Annotated in this window: 20 protein-coding genes; 16 read left to right on the forward strand and 4 right to left on the reverse strand. The window is 26.6% G+C overall.

The features are described from left to right. Window positions 1-144 precede the first annotated feature (144 nt). The 4 genes from MBCUT_RS09570 to nrdD all read left to right on the forward strand — a co-directional run bounded on the left by MBCUT_RS09570 (window position 145) and on the right by nrdD (window position 6,072). Window positions 145-1,203 carry an ABC transporter substrate-binding protein gene (locus MBCUT_RS09570; RefSeq protein WP_067260451.1) on the forward strand — a complete coding sequence of 353 codons (1,059 nt, stop codon included), beginning with the start codon at window positions 145-147 and terminating at the stop codon, window positions 1,201-1,203. Between the two features lie 467 nt (window positions 1,204-1,670). Next, window positions 1,671-2,501, forward strand: a complete 831-nt coding sequence (locus MBCUT_RS09575; RefSeq protein ID WP_067260452.1) for an ABC transporter permease — start codon at window positions 1,671-1,673, stop codon at window positions 2,499-2,501. Between the two features lie 149 nt (window positions 2,502-2,650). Further along, window positions 2,651-2,902, forward strand: a complete 252-nt coding sequence (locus MBCUT_RS09580; protein WP_067260453.1) for a hypothetical protein — start codon at window positions 2,651-2,653, stop codon at window positions 2,900-2,902. An 854-nt stretch (window positions 2,903-3,756) separates the two neighbouring features. Further along, entirely contained in the window at window positions 3,757-6,072 is a 2,316-nt protein-coding gene (gene nrdD / locus MBCUT_RS09585) for an anaerobic ribonucleoside-triphosphate reductase (RefSeq protein WP_067260454.1), read from the forward strand. 565 nt (window positions 6,073-6,637) lie between these two features. Here the strand turns inward: nrdD and MBCUT_RS09590 are convergent. Genes MBCUT_RS09590 through MBCUT_RS09600 form a run of 3 tightly spaced genes read right to left on the reverse strand, consistent with a single transcriptional unit; the run spans window position 6,638 to window position 9,630 of the window. Continuing rightward, the gene (locus tag MBCUT_RS09590) at window positions 6,638-7,300 is read right to left on the reverse strand and encodes an ABC transporter ATP-binding protein (RefSeq protein WP_067260455.1); all 663 of its coding nucleotides are present in this window, start codon (window positions 7,298-7,300) and stop codon (window positions 6,638-6,640) included. A gap of 39 nt (window positions 7,301-7,339) precedes the next feature. Continuing rightward, entirely contained in the window at window positions 7,340-8,449 is a 1,110-nt protein-coding gene (locus MBCUT_RS09595) for an ABC transporter permease (protein ID WP_067260456.1), read from the reverse strand. A gap of 32 nt (window positions 8,450-8,481) precedes the next feature. Further along, window positions 8,482-9,630 (reverse strand): ABC transporter permease, encoded by a 1,149-nt coding sequence (locus MBCUT_RS09600; RefSeq protein WP_067260457.1) that lies wholly within the window; start codon window positions 9,628-9,630, stop codon window positions 8,482-8,484. A gap of 770 nt (window positions 9,631-10,400) precedes the next feature. Here MBCUT_RS09600 and MBCUT_RS09605 point away from each other — a divergent pair. From MBCUT_RS09605 to MBCUT_RS09645, 9 genes are all read left to right on the forward strand, one after another. Further along, entirely contained in the window at window positions 10,401-11,972 is a 1,572-nt protein-coding gene (locus tag MBCUT_RS09605; RefSeq protein WP_067260474.1) for a chorismate-binding protein, read from the forward strand. Between the two features lie 144 nt (window positions 11,973-12,116). Beyond that, window positions 12,117-12,683, forward strand: coding sequence for an anthranilate synthase component II (locus tag MBCUT_RS09610; protein WP_067260458.1), 567 nt, complete (start codon window positions 12,117-12,119; stop codon window positions 12,681-12,683). Window positions 12,684-12,745: 62 nt separating this feature from the next. Then, on the forward strand, window positions 12,746-13,756 hold the full coding sequence (gene trpD, locus MBCUT_RS09615) for an anthranilate phosphoribosyltransferase (protein ID WP_067260459.1): 1,011 nt from the start codon (window positions 12,746-12,748) through the stop codon (window positions 13,754-13,756). A gap of 425 nt (window positions 13,757-14,181) precedes the next feature. Then, on the forward strand, window positions 14,182-14,979 hold the full coding sequence (trpC, locus tag MBCUT_RS09620; RefSeq protein WP_067260460.1) for an indole-3-glycerol phosphate synthase TrpC: 798 nt from the start codon (window positions 14,182-14,184) through the stop codon (window positions 14,977-14,979). 296 nt (window positions 14,980-15,275) lie between these two features. Further along, the gene (locus MBCUT_RS09625) at window positions 15,276-15,890 is read left to right on the forward strand and encodes a phosphoribosylanthranilate isomerase (protein WP_067260461.1); all 615 of its coding nucleotides are present in this window, start codon (window positions 15,276-15,278) and stop codon (window positions 15,888-15,890) included. A 334-nt stretch (window positions 15,891-16,224) separates the two neighbouring features. Further along, window positions 16,225-17,412, forward strand: a complete 1,188-nt coding sequence (gene trpB, locus MBCUT_RS09630) for a tryptophan synthase subunit beta (RefSeq protein WP_067260462.1) — start codon at window positions 16,225-16,227, stop codon at window positions 17,410-17,412. Then, entirely contained in the window at window positions 17,412-18,194 is a 783-nt protein-coding gene (gene trpA, locus MBCUT_RS09635) for a tryptophan synthase subunit alpha (RefSeq protein ID WP_067260463.1), read from the forward strand. The genes trpB and trpA overlap by 1 nt, the downstream gene beginning before the upstream one ends. A 112-nt stretch (window positions 18,195-18,306) precedes the next feature. Beyond that, window positions 18,307-18,774, forward strand: a complete 468-nt coding sequence (locus MBCUT_RS09640) for a nucleoside deaminase (protein ID WP_067260464.1) — start codon at window positions 18,307-18,309, stop codon at window positions 18,772-18,774. Window positions 18,775-19,223: 449 nt separating this feature from the next. Beyond that, complete coding sequence (locus MBCUT_RS09645; protein ID WP_067260466.1) at window positions 19,224-19,676, forward strand: GNAT family N-acetyltransferase; 453 nt, start codon at window positions 19,224-19,226, stop codon at window positions 19,674-19,676. An 87-nt stretch (window positions 19,677-19,763) separates the two neighbouring features. Here the strand turns inward: MBCUT_RS09645 and MBCUT_RS09650 are convergent, their stop codons facing one another. After that, window positions 19,764-20,441, reverse strand: coding sequence for a M48 family metallopeptidase (locus tag MBCUT_RS09650; protein ID WP_067260467.1), 678 nt, complete (start codon window positions 20,439-20,441; stop codon window positions 19,764-19,766). A gap of 516 nt (window positions 20,442-20,957) precedes the next feature. Here MBCUT_RS09650 and MBCUT_RS09655 point away from each other — a divergent pair. The 3 genes from MBCUT_RS09655 to MBCUT_RS09660 all read left to right on the forward strand — a co-directional run. Next, a complete protein-coding gene (locus tag MBCUT_RS09655) occupies window positions 20,958-21,881 on the forward strand; it encodes an SPL family radical SAM protein (RefSeq protein ID WP_067260469.1) in 924 nt (307 codons plus the stop codon). Between the two features lie 425 nt (window positions 21,882-22,306). Further along, entirely contained in the window at window positions 22,307-22,447 is a 141-nt protein-coding gene (locus MBCUT_RS11030; protein WP_157082570.1) for a hypothetical protein, read from the forward strand. A gap of 173 nt (window positions 22,448-22,620) precedes the next feature. Then, on the forward strand, window positions 22,621-23,846 hold a 1,226-nt coding region (locus tag MBCUT_RS09660; RefSeq protein WP_157082571.1), incomplete at its 3' end, for a hypothetical protein.

The following is a 23,846-nucleotide window of genomic DNA, read 5'->3' on the forward strand; positions in this document are numbered from 1 at the left end:
ATTGAATTTCTATAATTCGAATATACTAATATATGTAAGATTAATCTATTATTTAAAATTAATCTATTATCTAAAATTAATCTATTATTTAAATATTATTTATTTATTTATTGAAGAAAACAATAAATTTAGGGAGAAAAAATAATGGTGAATAAAAAATTAGCATTAATAGCTATTTTAGTTGTGGTTGTTATTGTAGTAGGGGGAGTAATAGCATTTTTACCACAATCTGCAGAAGCAGGATCAATAAGTGGGGCAGTGACAAAAGATTGTTCTGGAACCCCATGGTTTGTGGGTTATGAAAAAGGGTTTTTTGATAAACATAATGTTACTGTAGTTGATAAAGGAGATATTCCTTATGCTCAACAACCAGCAGCACTTACAAGTGGAGAACTTAATGTATATGATGGACATCCAAATGCTTTAATTAATTTAATTAAAAGTGGAGTTCCAGTGAAAGCTGTTGTAGTAACTGGTGCAGAACCTATAAATGGGTCTTCTGATGAAGAACATATGCACTGGCTTGTAAAGGAAGATAATCCATTACAAGACGCTAAGGATATTGAAACTTTTGTTAAAGAAAACAATCGTAAGATTAAAGTAGGGGTCTTATCTACTGGTGTATGTGCTGATTTAGAAACTAATGCATGGTTAAGAAAAAACAATGTAAGTACTGATAATGTAGAATATGTTGTTCTTCCTGATAATCAACAAGAACAAGCTTTATTACAGGGAGATATCGATATTGCAACATTACATCCTCCATTTTACGCTAAAGCAGAAAAAAATAGTAATGAAACAGATGATTCAGATAAAAAATTAAGAATTTTAGTTACAAGTTCTGAAGCATTTGGTCCTGCTGCAGGATTATCCTTTGCTATTGTTAATGAGGATTTCATTAAAGAAGATCCAAATACAGTTAGAGACTTCATTAAAGCCTTTAAAGATGCTGACAGATGGTCAAATGAAAATAGAAAAGAAGCAGGAGAAATAACCTCTAAAAATATAGACTTGCCATATACAGCAAATGTTCATTGGTACAGTCCTTCTGGAGCATTTGATGCAGAAGTTGATGGTTATATTCAAGAATGGATTGATGCTATGGTAGCAGATGGATTAATAAAAGAAGGTGAATTTGAACCAAAAGATTTATATACTACAGAATTTAAAGATACCTGGGATCTAAGTTTACCAAATCAGTAAAACAATTAAAAACTATGAGGGATTATATATTGAGTAAATTTTATGGTTATTGGAGGTTATCTAATTTGATAATCATCAAATATCCTTAATAGTATATATTTTTTAGATATATATTATTTTTTACTCAATCAGTAATTCTTATTTTCCATATAAATAAAAAATAATTATTAATTGATTAATTAAATTGTTAATAATTATTAATAATTATTAATAAGTGATTAATTGATTAAACGAACAATAATTATAATGGGCTATTAACAGAGTAATAAGGTTAATACAGTATTGGATGTATTAATGGGGAGTAGTAGTGAATTAATAAGGTTAATACAGTATTGGATGTATTAATGGGGAGTAGTAGTGAATTAATAAGGTTAATACAGTATTGATGATATACCTAATTAAAGTACTAAGGATAATAGTGGCACTGAAAAAGCAATGATAAGGATTCAATAATAAGGATTAATTAAATGAATAAAAAGATTATTAAAAATTTAAAAAGAGAAAAAGAAACTTCTTCTATTAAGGTTTTTAATTACATAAAATCATATTTCATTAAATTTATTGCAATTATTATTTTCCTAGTAGTTTGGGAGATTTTATCTATTGTTGGTATATTTGATTCTAACTTTATATCATCACCTTCAACTATTATACTTGCAATATGGCATTTAATTTTCTATGGAACTCTTATTGTAGACACATTATATACATTACTAAGAGTTTTAATTGGTCTTTTTCTAGCACTTTTAATAGCTATTCCATTAGGCTTTTTACTTGGAGGATTTTTTAAAGAAATAGAACATTCTATTAATCCGTTATTTAGAATTTTAGAGCAATTCAATCCCCTTACACTTTTTCATTTACTAATACTTGTAACACTGATAAATGAGCTATCTACGATTCTTGTCATCTATTGGGCAGCACAATGGCCGTTATTAAATAATACGGTTTCTGGAGCGAAGAATGTAAATCCTGTTCACATAAAAATAGCTAAATCTGCAAACTTTGATAAGTTTGATATATTTTGGAAAGTGCAATTACGCTCAGCACTTCCAAATATTTTTACAGGGCTACGATTAGGAATTTTATTTGCATTCTTAATAGCTTTTGGTGTTGAAATGATGGGAATGACTACTGGAAAGGGATTAGGGTATTTTATCCTGTTATCTCAGATGAATGGGGAAGTTTCTTTTATTTGGGCAGGTATAGCTACTATGACATTATTATCATTAACACTCACTTTATTACTTACTAAGATTGAAAAGTCTTTAGTTAAAGAAAAACAATCAATAAATTAAAAGAACTGAAATAATTAAGACTAATTAAGAAGATTTAAATTAGGAATATTTATTTTCTATTTATTTCTTTCTTAAATTAAATTCTTAAAAGGGATTCAAATCATTTACAATATTTTTAAATTAAACATATAATAATATTGGAGAAAATTATGAAAAAAAGGAACTATACAATAATAGCTTTACTATTAATTCTTTTAGGTGCAGCTACTTTTGCAGCATCGTTTTTTGTATTTCAAGGAGATGAAAAAGGCGTATGTGAACAGTGTAAGATGTTAAATTGTCATGAGCATGCTACTGGTGATAATTACTGTTGTGAGATGTGTGAAATGGGAGAAGGAAGTAAATGTGATTGTGACATGCCAACAAGTAATAATGAAACTGATAATATGGATATGAGTTAAAACAATTTAAATATACTAGTATTAATAAGTATATTTGGAATCAATATTAGAAGTAAGCAATATTAATTGTTTAAGGTTTTATTTTATTTTTTAGGAGATTTGATTTTTGTTCTCCTTATTTTTTCTATTTCTTAGCTATTCATACAATTATTTATTAGTATTTTTCACTACTAATTTTAGCTATTTTTACTATTAATTATTAGCTATTTTTCATTATTATTTAGAAATGTTCATTTTATCATTGCCATTATATAATTGGATGGTTTTTGTTTTAAAAAGTATACATTTTTCGTTAATTTGTTTAATAATTTATGGCTTATTAGATAAATTATTGTTACTTTTATCTTTCTTAAATTTTCAATTAGTTTATACATCACTGATTAAAATCCAAAAGTTTATCTACTATATTTCACAAATATTTGAATACTTAATTGGTGTTGATTATTCAATATTCAATTATTTTAAATTAGTAATAATGAATATGAATATAATTTTTTTAAATATCCATTTTTATTATTTGTTCTATGGGTATGAAACATTATAGATATTAGTTTATAGGTATTAGTTTATAGGTATTAGTTTATAGATATTAGTTTATAGGTATTATAAATTATTTTCTTAAACTAGTATTTTTTGTTAATGTTTATATGAGTCTATATAAAGAATCATGAAAAAATTAACAATATTTTATTGAATATATCATTTATTACAATATAAAAATGTTAAATCTCGAATTAGTATTCCTTCAAATATTATTGAATAAATCATGGCAAAATGATAAAGAATTATCATTCTTTATCATTAATATCTGATTAAATTATTACATTTTTATATTGTTATCGAGGGTGTTAATGATGCAAAACAAAACTAAAATAGCAGATTTGTTATCTAATAATATCAAAGTCTGCGTTAAAAAAAATAATGGAATACTGGAGAGATTCAGTCATGAAAAACTTCTAAAATCATTAGTATTAGTTGAAACTCCTTTATCAGAGTCTGATAAAATCATCTCTAGTATTATTTCTTCTGTATATGATGGAATATCAACTAAAGAAATAAAGAAGATTGTTCACGAGGAATTATCTGGGATCGATGAAGAAACTGCTAATAAGTACTTGGCTACCACAACATTGAAAGTTAGAACATCAAGAGATAAAATTGAATCTTTTGACTTATCTAAAATAGCTAATACTTTAATTGAAGAGACTGGAGCATCTCAAGAAACTGCTTTTGAAATAGCTTCTCAGGTTTGGAAAGAGCTTAAAAAACTCAATGTTCAGTATTTAACTGCTCCAATGATACGGGAAATAGTAAACACTAAATTAGTGGAATATGGATTAGAAGATCTAAGAAGTAGATATACTAGGCTAGGTATTCCAGTTTACAATATTACTTCCTTAATTGAAAATGGATCTCGTGATAATGCAAACATGATTCACAACCCTGAAAGTGTTCATAAATATGTTGCTGATGAAGCTTTAAAACAATATGCTCTTCTTCACATGCTCCCATCAGACTTGGCTGATGCACACATGTCTGGGGATATACATATACATGATTTAGAATTCTTTGCAGGAAGACCTTTAAACTGTATGCAACATGATATTAGAACATTTATTAAATATGGTCTTAAAGTAGATGGTACTGGTGATCATACCTCAGTAGCTGGGCCTCCTAACCATATTGAAACATTAATGAATCATACTGGGGAAATAATGCTTGCAGCTCAACAGAACATGTCTGGAGGTCAAGGAATGTCTCTTTGGAATGTATTTGTTGCTCCTTTTGCAAAAGGACTTCCTTACGATGAAGTTAAACAAGCAGTTCAAATGTTAGTATATAATCTTAACATGGCTTATGCAGCAAGAGGTTCACAGGTTCCATTTACAAGCATGGGGCTAGAATTCAGTGTTCCTAAGTTTCTCCAAGATGAAACAGCTTATGGTCCTAAAGGTCAAGTTGTAGGAACTTATGGTGATTTTGAAGAAGAAACTAGAATGCTTCAAAGAGCCTTCACTGAAACCCTATTGGAAGGGGATGCTGATGGAAAACCACATCTTTTCCCAAACACTATTTACACCTTGAGAAAAGAGTCTCTAACATCTGAATATGAAGATGATTTATTGAGAGTCCATGAATTATCTGCTAAATATGGTTCATCCTATTTTGCTAACATGTTACCTAAATATCGAGGAAACATGGCTAACTACATGGGATGTAGGACATGTCTCCAAGATAATTGGACTGGGGACTGGGATACAGACTGTTTAAGGACAGGAAACCTTGCATACATAACTTTAAATTTTCCAAGAATAGCTTACCAATCCAAAGACGAATCAGAAGTATTTGATTATATCGATTCTTATATTGATCTATCTGTTAAAGCTTTAAATATCAGAAGAGAACAAGGATTAAATTGCTTAAACAATTATAATTTACTACCTTTCCTTAATCAAGATGTCGAAGATGATATATATTATAGAATAGACAATTCAACTATGTCATTTGGTTTTGTAGGGCTTAATGAAATGTTGCTATCATTGTTTGGTACAGGAATTGATGATCCAAATTCAAATAAATTTGGTGTTAAAGTTTTAGAACATGTAAATAAAAGAGCTCAAGAATTGAAAAAGGAGACTGGACTTAGATGGACAGTATTACAGACTCCTGCTGAATCAACAGCTTATAGATTTGCAACACTAGATAAAGAGAAATTCGGTGATAAAGCTATTCTTCAAGGAGAAAGTGATGCTAACTATTATACCAACTCTTCTCATGTTCCAGTAAATTCAAATACTTCTTTAATTGATAAAATAAAAATAGAAGAACAATATCACAGTTTAACTGGTGGAGGACATATATTCCATGCATTCATGGGAGAATCTTACTCTGATCCGAATTCACTAATGAGTCTAACTAATAAAATAGCTAAAAAATCAGACATTGGATTTTGGGCATACAGTTCTGCTTTAAGCTTTTGTATTAAATGTAAAACTCTCATGAAAGGATTAAATGATCAATGTCCTACATGTGGTGAACATGATGATGTTGAATGGTACGACAGAATAACAGGATATGTTCAACAAGTAGGCAGGGCTAAATCTGCTTCTGGCGGATGGAATGCGGGTAAAAGACAAGAATTAATTGATAGAAAAAGATTCCAACAATAATTTGGTTTGTTTATTATCAATTTTAATTTTTTATTTTAATTCTATGATGGCTGGCCAAAATTAATTTTTCCATCAAAAAATTTTCTTCAATTGTCAAACCATTGATTTTAATAAGGTTTTGACTTCATGATTTGGATTTTTGGCCGACCCTCTCTATTTTTAATTATAGTCCTTGTCCAATACTGTCAACTTAAGAAAATTTCCTTGAAACAAATTAGATAATCCATTAGAAAAATTGGAAATTTTTATAAATGAACTCATTAATTAGTAATATATTTCATAAGAAATATAATAGTAAATCCTTAAGTTGACAGCATTGAGTCTTTGACAATTTTTTTTTTAATTAATGAATTATATGAATTTTTGTTTAAGTTAAATAATTCAAGTTAATAATTGTTTAATTTATTATAATAATCTTATTTAATATTTATTTTAAAAAATATTAATCATGATAAAATAATATTCTAAAGTAAGAATTATGAGATAATATTTAAACAATAATTAACTAATATGAGATAATATTTAAACAATAATTAACTAATATGAGATAATATTTAAACAATAATTAACTAATTATTTTACCATCTTTCATTTTTATAATATGGTTAGCCATTTTTGCAATTTGTTGGTCATGTGTAATCATGATTAAAGTCACATTTTCATCATCATGGAGTTTTTTTAGAATATTTAAAACTTTTATACCATTTTCTGAATCTAATGATCCTGTTGGTTCATCAGCAAGAATAATGGATGGTTTATTAACTAAAGCTCTTGCAATAGCTACTCTTTGCCTTTCACCACCTGAAAGTTTAGTAATATTATCATTAGCACGATTTTTTAGTCCCATATAATCTAAAAGCTCAAATGATCGTTTTTTCATCTCTTTAGAATCTATTTTTTGACTATACATTGGAATTTCGACATTTTCTCTCACAGAAAGTGTAGGAATTAAATTATGCAACTGAAATATAAACCCTATTTTTTCAGCTCTAAATTTACTTAAATTCTCATTTTCAAGCAAATTTTGGCCTGCAACTTTCACATGTCCACGATCTGGTTTATCTAATGCTCCTATCATGTTTAATAATGTTGATTTTCCAGAACCAGAAGGTCCAACAATAGAAACAAAATCTCCCTCATCAATTCTAATATTAACTCCATTCAATGCTTTAATATTACCTTTTTCATAACTTTTTGTAACATCATTCATAGAAATGATTTCATCCATAACAACCACCCAATATCTTATAGAATTTGATTCTTAGTTTTATTCATACCTTAAAGCTTCAGTAGGGGATATTTTGGATGATTTATATGCAGGATATAAACAGCCAATCATGCCAATTATTATCACAATAATCAAAGCCTTTATGAATATCCAAATATCCCATACAATATCCAAAAACAGTATGTTTGGAAATATATATTCTATCAATAACACAGAAATAATAGCTCCAATAATCCAAGTAATCCCTGAAATAACCATTGACTCACCGATAATCATGGTAATTATTTGATTATTGCTCCATCCTACTGCTTTCAAAACACCTAATTCTCTCACACGACTATTTACAGAAGATAGCATTACATAAAATAACAATAAACTACCAAAAATCATCGCTGATAAACTTAAATAATTAGTAATGGTGTTGATTGATTCATATGAGATTTTATACTCTTCTGATTCATTTACATTAGATATTGCAACGATTTTTCCTTTATGTAGTTCTTCAACAGAATTTTTAACATTCTCTATATTAGAACCATTTTTCACATGGACAACTACAAGTTCTATATCTTCTAAGTCTATAGGAGTCGTTGTTTTATTCAATGCTTCAGGCAACATAAAAACTTCGAAATCCATTTGATAATTCCCTCCAAAGATTCCAGATACAATATATGTTTTATTATGGATTGTTATACTATCACCAGTGTTTTTATCTAAATCACTTGCTACATATCTTCCTATTAACACTTCATTATTATTTGAAGGAAACTTTCCTTCAATAATTTTTGTACCAGTATCTTTTAAGGTTGTTGATGTGACACCTCTAATCATATAACTGAAGACTCCTTCATCAAAATAAGTTTCTTTAAATGGAATTGCTTTTTCAACACCAGTTATGTTTTCTATTTCAGGAATAATGCTTTCATTCATGAAAAAAACTTCATTTTCAGTAGTATAAATAGTATTATTAGATTTTACAATAAAATCTCCCCCAGCAGAAATATCTTTATTGACAGTAGACATACCAGAAATATTCAAAGAACTTAAGAATATTAACAATATAATTACAAATGTAATTATCGAAACTGTCAATATACTCTTAAACTTATTTCTAAATGGATTTTTTAAAATTAATTTTATAAAAGACACTTTATCACCATATATTTGATATATTATTTATCTCATTCATATCTCAAAGATTCAGTAGGGGAAAGTTTCATTGCTTTGTAAGTAGGATATAATCCTCCAAAAATTGCAATAATGACTATGATTAATAATGTATTTATAAAAATCATTGGATTGAATACAGGTACAAAGGATAAGAAATTACTTATAATAACCTGTATTAAAACTATTGAAATAACAGATCCAATCATCCAAGCTATCAGAGAAAGTATAAATGATTCCCCCATAATCATGATGAAAATCATTTTATTATTCCAGCCCACTGATTTAAGAACACCAATTTCCCGTATTCTGTCATTTACAGAGGACAATGTTGAATATAAAATTATCACAGATCCAAACGTTATTGCGAATAAATATACATATGCCATAATATTATTTATGAGTTCATAAAGTGGTTTATTAGGTAAATCATTAGCAGAAGAGATAGGAATAAATCCTTTATTTAGTCCTAGAATATTTTCAGAAATCAAATCAGAATTGTGACCATCTTCTAAATCGACAACTACTTTTTCGATGAAAGTGTAATTAGAAAACTTATTTTGTTTTATTTCACTTACAGACAATGCTACAAAATAATTGTATATAGTATTCCCAGTAAAAATACCCACAATTGTGTAACTCTTACCATATATTACTATTTGCTTCCCAATGGCATTATTTGTATCATCTATATAATTTTTACTCACTATCACTTCATTAGAATTATTAAACACTTTTCCATCAATTAAATCTATTCCAATTAAATCATAATTTTCGGCACTGAAGTATAATATATTGCCTTCAAATGAATTTTCATCATATCGTGAGAATTCTTGTGCATAATTAATATAAATAGGGATTGCCTTTTTAACACCATCCATTGAATTTATCATCTTCAGATCATTAGTATTTAATCCATTTAGATTATTATCATTGTTTAAATTTTCATTATTTAAATTATCCATTTCTCCAATATTCACACCTTTGGATATAGTTAAGTCACCACCGGCTTTTATACTTTTATTTACAGAATTTTCAACAGATGCAACGAAAGAAAATAAAGTTAAAAGAACTAAAACTGCTAAAGTTAAACCAAATATGGATAAAATTGCTTTACTCTTTTTTCTAAAAGGATTTTTAATAATTAACTTGATAAACGACATACTAATCATCTTTATTAGGCCTTATTATCGTCATTTTTTAATATTATATTATAATCAATCATTTGAATTTTAAAATTTATAATTTTGTATAAATTAACTTATTTTTATTGATAATAATGATATTTTATCTATATTTTATTAATCATATGATGTTATTCAATGTTTAATTGATTTTAATAGAATATACACTTCCAAAAATTTTAATTTTTATGAAAATAAATTTACAATTCAATACATTATTTATTTTTATTATAAATAAAATCATATGATTCAAACAGAGATCAATGATAAGTGTTTAGATTATATAGAATATTAATTTAATTCATTATTATAATTAATAATATATAAATACATACTATATTTATTATAATAACATTATATTTTCATAAGTAAATCATTATATTATCATAATACAAATGTCTTTAAACATATATAAATTCATAATAACTTTATAGTTATGAATAATGAGGAAATTATTAAACTGGTAGCTTATGTAGGCATATCAAAAACAAGGCTAAATATGTTAAAATTCATCAATAATGGCCTAAGATATCCATCACAAATCTCAAAAGAATTAATTATATCAAGTTAGACCCTCAATTTTATAATTCATTTAATTTTAATTAATTCTAATTTTCTTGATTAAAATTACAATGTACATTTATGTTCTACAAAGGTTTAAATAGTACTTTATATAACTTATTTATGTAACAATTATAAAAATATCAATAGAAAATTCAATGAAAAATAATAAAATAAAAATGATTAATATGATTTTCCCTACTTTAAAAGAAGCTAAAGCGATTATGGATGAGGATGATTATCAATATATTCCTATTGCTCGTGAAATATTTTCTGATAGCAAAACTCCAATCGAAGTACTTAAAATATTGAAAAATTTGAGCCAGCACTGCTTTTTATTAGAAAGTGTAGAAGATTTGGAAAAATGGGGCAGATATACATTCTTAGGATTTGATCCACTTCTTGAAATCACTTGTGAAAATAACATTCTTACAATAAATGGTGAAACATCCTTTTCTAAAAAAACTAATAATCCTGGGAAATATATTAGGGAGATAATAAATAAACATAAAAGCCCTAATTTATCTAACTTGCCACCATTCACTGGAGGATTAGTAGGGTACTTTGCATACGATTATATTAAATATAGTGAAAAGTCTCTTAACCTTGATGGTGAAAATCTTGAATCTTTTAAAGATGTAGATTTAATGTTATTTGATAAATTAATTGTTTTTGATAACTTTAAACAAAAAATAATTCTTATTGTAAATATTAAAACTGATAATTTAGAAGAAGAATATGAAATAGCTAAAAAACAATTAAAAAAATTAGTAAAAATTATTAAAGAGGGTAAAATAAAAGAAGAAGAAAAAGAAAAAGGTATATTAAAAGAAAATGAAGAAAAAGAGGAAAAATTAAAAGATAAAGAAAATAAATCATATAAAAAATGTAATGAAAAAAATAAAGGGAATTTAACAATTAAAACTGATTTTAAGCCATTATTTTCTAAAGAACAGTATTGTTCTATGGTAAAAATAGCTAAAAATTATATCAAAGAAGGAGATATTTTTCAAGTTGTATTATCAAATTCTTTGTCTGCTGAAATTGAAGGAAGTCTATTGGATGCTTACAGAACTCTACGTACAACTAATCCTTCTCCTTACATGTTTTATTTCTCAAGTGATGACATTGAAATTGCAGGAGCATCTCCAGAAACTCTGGTTAAGCTTCAAAATGGTAAATTATATACTTTTCCATTAGCTGGAACTAGGCCACGAGGAAAAAATGAACAAGAAGATTTGGAACTTGAAAAAGATCTTTTAAATGATGAAAAAGAGCTTTCAGAGCATAATATGTTAGTTGATTTAGGAAGAAATGATATAGGTAAAGTAGCTAACATAGGCTCAGTTAAACTTGAAAAGTATCTTACTGTTGAAAAGTTTTCCCATGTAATGCACATAGGTTCAACAGTTACAGGAGATATAATGGAAAATAAAGATGTTTTAGATGTTATCGATGCTATAATTCCTGCAGGAACTCTTTCAGGAGCTCCAAAAATTCGTGCATGTGAAATAATAAATGAATTAGAAAATAATAAAAGGGGCATTTATGGAGGAGCTATTGGCTACATTGGATTTGGTGGAAACATGGATACATGTATAGCTATTAGAATAGCTTTTTCTAAGAAAGGAAAAGTTTTCGTTCGTTCAGGAGCAGGAATAGTTGCAGATAGTGTCCCAGAATCAGAATTTCAGGAATGTTTAAATAAAGCACAAGCAGTTTTAAATGCACTAAAAATAGCTGAAAAAGGAATTGAATGAAAATAAATTTATTTATGGCTGTAAAGGAATTGAGTGAAAATAATTTAGTTATGGTTGTAAAGGAATTGAGTGAAAATAATTTATTTAATGATATAATTTTATTAATCGAATAACATATTAGAATAATTTTAATGGAATGATACTATGATATTACTTGTTGATAACTATGATAGTTTTTCTTATAATCTATATCAAATTATAGGGGAGGTAAATTCTGAAATAAAAGTTATACGTAACGATGAATTAACAATAAATGAGATTGAAAGGCTTAATCCAGATCATATTGTTATTTCTCCAGGTCCAGGAAGACCAAAAAATGCAGGTATCTCTATAGATATTGTAAAGAATTTCTATGATAAAATTCCTATTTTAGGAGTTTGTTTAGGACACCAATCTATTTATGAAGCATTTGGAGGGAAAGTTGATCATTCAAAAACTTTAGTTCATGGAAAAACATCAATTATACGTTTAAATAATGAACATCCACTATTTAGCAAGATGAAAACTGAAATTTCAGCTGGACGTTACCATTCTCTCTCTGCAATAGAAGAAACTTTGCCTTCTAATTTAGAGATAATAGCTACTTCTGATGATGGGGAAATAATGGCAATAAGTAATAAAGAACACCCTATTTATGGATTACAGTTCCATCCAGAGTCAATTTTAACTCCTGAAGGAAATAAAATCATTGAAAACTTTTTAAAGTCTTGATGTGATTGTTCATTAATATGTCTTTTTCCAGTAAAAAAAAATCTTTTTAAGGTATTGATACTATGATTAAAGAATCTATTTTAAAATTAGCTAAAGGTGAAGATATTAGCTATGAAATGGCAGAAAAATCAATGGATGAAATAATGAAAGGCAGAGCTACAGATGTTCAAATGAGTGCTTATTTAACAGCTTTGTCTATGAAAGGTGAAACCATTGATGAAATCACTGCTTCGGCATTATCTATGAGAAATCACTGCATAAAGCTCTTACATAATATGGATGTTTTAGAAATTGTTGGAACTGGTGGAGATAGTTCTAATTCATTTAATATTTCAACAATATCATCACTTGTAATATCAGCATCTGGTCTTCCTGTAGCTAAACATGGGAATCGATCTGCTTCGAGTAAATGTGGCTCTGCTGATGTATTAGAAAAATTAGGGGTAAACATTAATTTAAGCCCACAAAAAAGCTCACAACTACTTGAAAAAATAAACATATGCTTTTTATTTGCTCAAAATTATCACATATCCATGAAATATGTAGCATCAATAAGAAAAGAACTTGGAATACCTACGATATTTAATATTTTAGGTCCATTATCTAATCCAGCAGGTGCAAATATGGAAATCATGGGAGTTTATGATGAAGAATTAGTTGTTCCTTTAGCTAAAGTCCTATATAATCTTGGAGTTAAAGATGCTCTTGTAGTGTATGGTCAAGATAAACTAGATGAAATTTCAATTAGTGCGCCAACAACTGTATGTGAAATAAAAAATAATGAATTTTTAGAGTATGTTTTAAAACCAGAGGATTTTGGATTTGAAAGAGCTCAAAAAGATGCTATTGTAGGAGGTTCGATAGAATTAAATGCAGAAATAGCATTAGATATATTAAATGGTGAAAAGGGTCCTAAAAGAGATGCAATTATCCTAAATTCAGGAGCAGGATTATATATTGGAGAGAAAGCATCAAGTTTAGAAAAAGGAATGGATATAGCTGAAAAAGTTTTGGACAATGGAAAAGCAAAAAAACAATTAGATGATTTCATTCATTTATCTAATAATATTTGAATTTAATTAATAAAAGTGATAAGTATTTTTGAAATAAGGTTTATATTATTAATATTTTATAAAATTGATAAGTATTTTTGAAATAAGGTTTATATTATTAATATTTTATAAAATTGATAAGTATTTTTGAAATAAGGTTTATATTATTTTAATATTATTAATATTTTATAAAAACGATAAATATCAAGGTTTATATTATTTTAATATTATTAATATTTTATAAAAACGATAAATATCCTTAAAATAAAATTCCTATTATCAATGATTTAGAAAAAAATAACAAATATGATTTTTTAAAAATATAATTTTTAATATAATAATTTTCAATATAATATATTATATAAAATCTATAAAGTAATAGAAATTTTTATAAAGCCTAAAAGTTAATGAATATTTTCCTAAACCATAATCTAGAGATTTAAAACATGATTTTGGATAAAATTGTAAAAACTACTAAAGATAGAATAGAAGAGAAAAAAAAGAAGCTCCCTATTGAAAAATTAATAGCTGAAATTGAAGCAAAAAATAGGAACATGGATGAAATAAGTGATAAACCATTTCCATTTGAAAATGCTTTAAAATCTGATGATATTTCGCTGATCTGTGAGATTAAAAGAGCCTCACCTTCTAAAGGAATTATTTCTGATGATTTTAATTATTTAGAAATAGCTAAGGAATATGAAAAAGGTGGTGCTTCAGCTATTTCAATTTTAACTGAACCTTATTTTTTTAAAGGGCATGATAAATACATTTCTGAGATAAGTTCCCATGTAACTATTCCTATACTTAGAAAAGACTTTGTTATTGATCATTATATGATTTATGAAGCAAAGCTATTAGGAGCATCAGCAATATTATTAATATGTTCGATTCTTAGTAAAGATCAGCTAAATGAATACATTAAAATTTCCCACAATCTAGGTTTATCTGCATTAGTTGAAGCTCATACTCATGAAGAGATAAAAATAGCTATTTCTGCAGGAGCAAGAATTATCGGTGTTAACAATAGAAATCTTAAAAACTTCGAAGTTAATATTGATACAAGTATAAATTTACGAAAGCATGTTCCAAAAAATATACTTTTTGTATCTGAAAGTGGAATTAAAACTCAGGAAGATATAAAAATTTTAAGAGATAATAAAGTTAATGGTGCATTAATAGGAGAATCTTTGATGAAAAGTAAAGATAAAGTAGAAGCCATCTCTAAATTGAAGAATATATAATATATCAATATTGAAAATAGATATCAGTTTATTGAGATTACTATTAGATAAAATTATATTATTAATTATTATAGTTATTAGTAGTTGTTAATCTTATTAGTATTAGACAGATATTATTAATTATTATAGTTATTAGTAGTTGTTAATCTTATTAGTATTAGACAGATATTATTAATTATTATAGTTATTAGTAGTTGTTAATCTTATTAGTATTACACAATAATATTATCAATTCTTAAAATCATTAGTAATCATTACTCTTATAAAAAACTTTTCCAATTGATGGTAGTAATTTCATGAAATATAATAAAATTAAAATTTGCGGTTTAAAAAGAAAGAAGGATATTGAAATAGTAAATAAATATAAACCTGACTACATAGGGTTTGTTTTTGCAGAAAGTCCACGTCAAATTGATTTTACTAAGGCAGCTGAACTTAAAAGTCTTTTAAACAAGGATATTTTAGCTGTTGGAGTTTTTGTAGATGCAGATATTCAAGACATAGTTAATCTTACTCAAAGTAATACAATAGACATGATCCAGCTTCATGGTGATGAAGATGAGGAATATATAAAAAAATTAAAAGAGTTTGAGAAAAATATAACTATTATTAAGGCTATTGAAGTTAAAAATATTGAAGATAGTGAAAAATGGAATGATTCAATGATTGACTACTTATTACTAGACAATGGTAAAGGCACAGGAAAATCTTTCAACTGGAATTTAATTGGAAATATAAAAAAACCATTTTTCATAGCTGGTGGTATAAATGTTGATAATATGGAAGATATAATTAAATTTAAACCATTTGCGATTGATATAAGCTCCGGTGCTGAGAAAAATGGCGTAAAAGATTCTGAAAAAATTGATTTAATCATGGATAAAATACATAATATAAATAATAGCTATTAATAGGATGTATTATTTTATAATTTGATGATTCTTTAAATAAATGTTAAAAATTAGTGATTTATTAAATTAGTGATTTATATATTTTATAATTTGATGATTCTTTAAATAAATGTTAAAAATTAGTGATTTATTAAATTAGTGATTTATATATTTTATAATTTGATGATTCTTAAAATAAATGTTAAAAATTAGTGATTTATATATTTTATAATTTGTTGATTCTTTAAATAAATGTTAAAAATTAGTGATTTATATATTTTATAATTTGATGATTCTTAAAATAAATGTTAAATAGATAAATTAATCATTGTTGATTTAAAAAAAGGAGAATAATATGAATGATGGAAGATATGGGATGTATGGGGGACAATATATTCCTGAAACATTGATGAATGAATTGTTGAATTTAGAAGAACAATATAATTTCTATAAGAATGACCCTGAATTTAATGAAGAGCTTAATACTCTTTTTAAAGAATATGCTGGAAGACCTTCTTTGCTATATTTTGCTAAAAGGATGAGTGAAGATCTTGGTGGAGCAAAAATTTACTTAAAACGTGAAGATTTAAATCACACAGGATCTCATAAAATAAATAATGTTTTGGGTCAGATATTATTAGCTAAAAAAATGGGAAAAACAAGAGTAATAGCTGAAACTGGAGCTGGCCAACATGGAGTAGCTACTGCTACAGGAGCAGCATTTTTGGACATGGAATGTGAAATTTTCATGGGTGAAGAAGATATGGAACGTCAATCTTTAAATGTTTATCGTATGGAGCTATTAGGTGCTAAAGTGAGGCCTGTAAGTTCTGGAACGAAAACATTAAAGGATGCAGTCAATGAAACAATGCGTGAATGGACCACAAGAGTTCATGACACACATTATGTTTTAGGCTCTGTAATGGGACCTCATCCATTTCCAATGATAGTTCGTGACTTTCAGAGTGTAATAAGCAAAGAAATAAAAGAACAAATCCTGGAATATGAATCTAAACTGCCAAATGCTGTTATTGCTTGTGTAGGTGGGGGAAGTAATGCAATAGGATCTTTTTATAACTTTTTAGACGATGATGTAAAGTTAATTGGTTGTGAAGCTGGAGGAAAAGGTATTGAAACAGAATTTCATGCAGCTTCCATAACAAAAGGAGAATTAGGAATATTTCATGGAATGAAATCATATTTCTGCCAAGGTAGCTATGGGCAAATTGCTCCAGTTTATTCAATATCTGCAGGTTTAGATTATCCTGGTATTGGTCCTGAACATGCTTATTTAAATGATATAAAAAGAGCAGAATATGTCCCTGTAACAGATGATGAGGCTGTTGATGGATTTGAATATTTAGCTAAGAAAGAAGGAATAATCTGTGCAATAGAAAGTGCTCATGCAATAGCTCAAGTTAAGAAAATAGCTGGAAAAATGAAAAAAGATGATATAATAGTGGTATGTTTATCTGGAAGAGGGGATAAAGATGCTGAATCTATTAAAAATTACAAAGATGCTCGGGACATGGAGGAATTATAATGAGCAAAATTACAAAAGCTTTTCAGGGTGGAAAAGCGTTTATAGGGTTTTTAACAGGCGGAGATCCATCTAAAGAGAAAACAATTGAATATATTTTAGCTATGGCTGAAGCAGGAGCGGATGTTATTGAGATTGGAATACCTTTTTCAGATCCAATAGCTGAGGGACCAGTAATACAAAATGCTAATTTAAGAGCTTTAAGTAATGAATTCAATACTGATGATGTCTTTGAGGTTGTAGAAGAAGTTAGGAAAAATACTAATGTTCCATTAGCTTTTCTTACTTATATCAACCCAGTTTTCTACTATGGATACGAAAAATTCTTCAAACGTTGTAATGAGCTTGATATTAATGGAATTATTATTCCTGATTTACCATATGAAGAAAAAGAAGAAATACTTGATGTAGCTACTAAATATGATGTGGATATAATTTCTTTAATAGCTCCAACATCCAAAAAAAGGATTAAAACAATAGCTAAAGATGCAACAGGTTTTATATACCTTGTATCATCTATGGGAGTAACAGGAGTAAGAACTGAAATTAAAACAGACCTTAAAGACATTGTAAATGATATTAGGGAAGTTACAAATATTCCAGTATCTGTAGGTTTTGGAATAAACACACCAGAACAAGCAAAAGAAATAGCTAAAATAGCAGATGGTGTAATTGTCGGTAGTGCAATCGTTAAAATCATTGAAGAACATGGTTATGATGCAAAAGATCATATTATTGATTATGTTTCTAAAATGAAAAATGCTACAATGTTAAATAATGCTTAGACCTTAAAATTACTAGAAATATGCCACATTAGACATAAATATGGAATAGTTTGTCACAAATAGATAATGAAATTATTTATCAGAAAATTAAAATTAGTTAATTGGTGTTAAAATGGATGATTATTATTATATGAAAGAAGCTATTAAAGAAGCTAAAAAATCATTAAAAGAAGGTGGAATTCCTATAGGTTCTGTTTTAGTTGAAAATGACAAGATAATATCTAGAGGCCATAATAGACTTATACAAAATAATTCAGCTATTTTACATGGAGAAATGGATACGATAGAAAATGCTGGTAGGTTGAAAGGAAAAGATTATAAAAAAACTACTCTTTATACAACACTTTCACCTTGTCCTATGTGTTCAGGAGCTATTATTCTATATAACATTCCTAGAGTTGTTATAGGTGAAAATACTACTTTGCTCGGAGCCGAAAATCTTTTAAAAAATAATAATGTTGAAGTTGTTAATTTAAATGAAGAAGAACCAAGAAAACTTCTTGAAAAGTACATAGAAGATAATCCAGAAATTTGGGAACAAGAAATAGAAAGAGTAGGCTTTGAAACAACTATTAAGTAGTTGCCTTCTTCTTAAAATTGAACAGTCCTGTATATTTTTTTCTAATTAATATTTTTAATATATATCAAAATAATATGTATTATTATTTTTTAATAATATATTAATAAATTTAACAATTAAAAATTAGAAATATTAAAAATATTAATAATGTATTGCTAGATTTAATAATTAAAAATTAGAAATATTAAAAATATTAATAATGTATTGCTAGATTTAATAATTAAAAATTAAAAATATTTTAAAAATATATATTTTAGATAATTTCTTTATATAATTATTATCTATTAAATATATTTTAGGTATCTACACTAAAATTATTATTTTCAAGCTCAATTTCCAGCACTATATTTATTATCTTCAAGAATGAAAAATATAATTTGATTAGATAGTAGACTATTAGATTATCTAATTATTTAATTAATCATTTAATTAATGAGATAAATGATAAAATGACCTTTAAATTTATTTATACTGATGAAAAAAATGAAGATTTTATTTTATTAGATAATGAACAGTCTGCTTATTATTTAAATCTTTTAGGAAACATAGCTATTGAATATAGAAACTTATATCCTCCAAAACAGGAATATTTTGTTGTCATTGTTGAAGATAATGATAAATCAATAGCTTGTGGAGCCTTTAAAGAATATTCAAAAGACATTGTTGAATTTAATAGAATTTATGTAAAAGAAGATTATCAAAGAAAGGGAATAGGATTAGGTATTGTCAAAGAGCTAGAAAAAATAGCTAAGAAAAGGGGATACTATTTTGCTATTTTAGAAACCAATATTCACATGCCACAAGCTATTGTTTTTTATGATAAATTAAATTACAACCTAATTGAAAATTATGAACCATTTAAAAACAATAATAATTGTGTTTGTATGAAAAAGAAACTATAAATGAGGACGTTATTTAAAACAATTATTAATAATGATAACATTATTTAAAACAATTATTAATAATGAGAACATTATTTAAAGCAATTATTAATCCCAGTTTTCTTCAGCTATTTTCTTTTCAAGAATTCTAAGTTTATTCATTCTTATCATGTAATCTGGAAGTATTGAGTCTACTATTTCCCAAAATTTTGAAGAGTGATTGTGTTGTTTTATATGGGCTAGTTCATGGACTATAACATAGTCTATTATTTCATCATCACCCATAATAAGTCTCCAAGAAAAATTAACACTATTTTTTCCACTGCAACTCCCCCATCTTGTTTTTGCACTGGTAATCCTAATAGCTGTAGGTTCTACATTCATTTTTTCTTTAAAGAAGTTTACTCTTTTTCGAATGTAACTTTTAGCTATTAGTTTGTATAATTCAATAATGATCTGTTTGATCTCATATGGGGTGAATTTTTTGGGAATTAAAAATGAACTATCTTCATATTTTGCAATATTTCCTTCTATAGGATAAATAAAGGTAGAATTACCTCTTACCAATACAGAATCTCCATAATCTAATTTAAATTCTTTTTTATTATCGTATCTCTCTTTCATTATTTTTACATGCTTATTTATCCAAGATTCTTTTTTATTGATAAAGTTGTCAATTTCTTTTTTAGAAATTTGTAGAGGTGCTCTAACTTCTAAACTAGCATCTTCTTTTATTTTAAGGGAAATCGTTTTTCTTTTAGACTGGATTAGTTTGTATTCTCTCATAGTAATCTTATTAATATCTATTATTAATCAGTTAAATTATTAGAATCACACTTTTTATCATTACTATTATTACTATTATTATTTTTTGATAAAAATTATTCACAATTATTATTATTATTATTATCATTTTTTGATAAAAATTATTCACAATTCTTTTTTTTTATTTTTCTATAATAAATTATTGAATTTTGTGATTGTTGGTTATATATCCGTTGTTTCAAATTTTAAGCAATATACTATAACTATATTATTTATTTTCAAATGCTTTCAGTATCTATTTAAGTAATTTATTTTATAATTATATTAATATATTCTTCAGAACTCTCATATATTATCACCTATTACTTCACTATTAATTAATGTATTGAGTTATCATATTCCTTATATTTTCATTCAAATATTCAAATAATATGTATTGTTCTATCATATTATCAATTATATTCCTAATAAGATTCATCTTTCTATATATTCCTAATAAGATTCATCTCTTCATTATTTAGATTATTCTGTGATTTTATGAAACAAACCCACAAAAAAATCAAAGAAATAACATGTAAAAGTGCTTGTAATAAAATAAAAAGATCAATGCCTTATAAATGGGATTTGAACATATATAGAGGTTGTGAACACAGTTGTATATATTGTTATGCTTTATATTCTCATAAATATCTTGAATCAAATGAATTTTTTTCAGATATTCATGTGAAGACAAATATAGTTGAAGAATTTGAAAAACAGTTGAGTCGTCCTTCATGGAAGGGAGAACTTATAAATATAGGGGGAGTTACTGATAGCTATCAATCTATTGAAGAGGAATATGAGTTGATGCCGAAAATCCTTCAGATTTTAATAAAATATAAAAATCCAGCTATTATTTCGACTAAATCAGATCTCCCATTACGTGATATAGATTTAATAAACGAATTATCTGAAATAACATATATAAACATAGCTTCATCTATAACCTCATTTGATGAAGATATTCGCTCAGCTATTGAACCCAATGCTATATCTTCTCAAAAAAGAATAGCTATGATAAAAAAGATTAGAAAAGAAACTAATGCTTCCACAGGTCTCCATTTCATGCCTATTATTCCTCATGTAACAGATAGCTATGAAAATATTGATTCCATTTTTAAAAATGCTAAAATAGCTAATGTTCATTATGTTTTACCTAGTGTTCTTAATTTATTTGGAAAAACAAGACCCTATTTTTATAAATCAATTAAAAAAGACTTTCCAGATAGCTATGATAGTGTCAAATCTTCTTATATAAATGGTAGAGTTCATAAACAATATTCAAGAGATTTATATAAAATAATAAATACAATAGAAAGTAAATACAGTGTTTCAACTAGCTATATTAGACCAATTAAGGAAAAAATGAAATTTTATAATAAACAAGAAAATTCTAATCAGTCAACATTGTTTGATTATTAGAGATTTGCTATTTTTCATTTATTTTTCTGTTTCTAAATGTTCGTTTTTTTATTGTCGTGTTTTTAGATATTAGCTTTTTTTAGTTTGAATCGAGGTCAAAAGCCAAATTTCTAGAAAAACAATTAAAAATAATTCTCATATTTATTATTTGAATTAATATAATTGCTGAATTTAGATTAATTTTTTTAAATAACAGCTATTTAAAGTTTAATCAACATTTTTAAAATGAAAAATAATCATTGAAAATATTGTGAAAAATAAAACAAGTTAAAGAATTATAGGTCATTTTTTTCATAAATTTTTTGTGATAATTCTTAAATGAAAAGGATGGATGGAAAATTAGATGATAAGTTAAATTGGTTGTTTTTGTGAATGAGTTGATTTTTTTTCTTTATTTTTTGTTTTGTTGTTTGTGTATTCTTTAGGTGTTTAGGGGGGGGGGGGTAGTTTATGGTTTCGGTTCTAAGTTTTTGTTTCTCTTTGTTTTTGTTTTGGGGTGTGTAGAGTGGATATCTTTATATATGGGTAATTGCTATATGTATGTTTGTCCAGTAATTAAAGGTTAATGGTTTAATAGGATACTAACTGTTCTTTTGTTGACTAACAAGTTTTTTCTATTTTATTGATAAATGGTAATAGTTGGTAGGTGATTGTTAGGCATTTTTTTTAGTTTTTAATAATGGCTGGATGGTATAAAATAATTGAATAATATATTAAAAATGATGAGGTGAATGATATTATGAATAAGTTTAAAAAGACGTCTTTTGGGATGATCTTATTGTTGCTATTGGCTTTGTTGGTAATGGTTAGTTTATCAACTAGTTTTGCAGCAGATCGTAATATTACTAATACGACTGATGGTGGTATTAGTGGTGTTGTTAATAGCTCACTAGCTAATGATAAGATAATATTGTCTGATGGTGTTTATTCAGGCAACAATAATAAAGACATAATAATAAATAAGAATTTAACTATTACAGGAACCAATAAAGCCAACACGGTTCTTGATCTTGGTAGTGGTGATAAGCTATTCACAATCAATTCTGGTGCAAATTTAATATTAGCTAATCTAACCATAAAAAACGCACAAATAGGCAACAACAGCTACCTAATAAATAATAATGGTCGTGTTACTATTCAGGACTGTGTTTTCACAGATAACACAATCAACCTAGTAATCTCTAAGAGAACTATTTATACAACTAATCCTAATGCTTATCATTACGAAGATAGCATTGGAACTGGTTATTTGGTTTTAAATAATGGTGAAATGGTAATACAAGATTCCGCATTTAACAACAACAAAATGAACATTCAATACAACTACTATGAGGAAGTCCCATATACCACCAACACAACTATTGTCTTACCCAATATAGTAACCAACAATACTTATGTGACTGGTGGTGGATTAGTTGCTAATAAAGGAAAGTTAAATATCACAAGATCCAATTTCACAAACAATAACATCTACACCAACCGAAGCTTAAACTATAACTATTCAGCAAATCAAAGTATCACAATCACAAGAGAAAACAGTTCTGGCGATAATATCGGTAGTCAAACCATAGATTATGTTTATGCATTCATTGTAAATACTAATAATCTAGAAATAACAAACTCAATATTTACAAACAATACACATTACTATAACAATACACGAAACGATAACAAAAACATCACAATAACAACCACAGGTGGAACAGGTAAAACAACAACATATGTAAGTTTTGTAAATTTCATATTCAACAGTGCTAATCTAAATATAATAAACAGTGAATTCAGAGAAACCAAATACAACTTAACATATACTTCCAATTCATTAAACAGTGCTTACTATTATATTAGTGGAGGAATAATATATACTACAACTTCTTACAAAGGCATCTCAGAAACCAATATAAAAAACTCCACATTTAATAACAACAATGCAACAAATAATCAAGGAACAGTACTATTTATAAC

It is taken from the genome of Methanobrevibacter cuticularis (assembly GCF_001639285.1).
GTDB lineage: Archaea > Methanobacteriota > Methanobacteria > Methanobacteriales > Methanobacteriaceae > Methanobaculum > Methanobaculum cuticulare.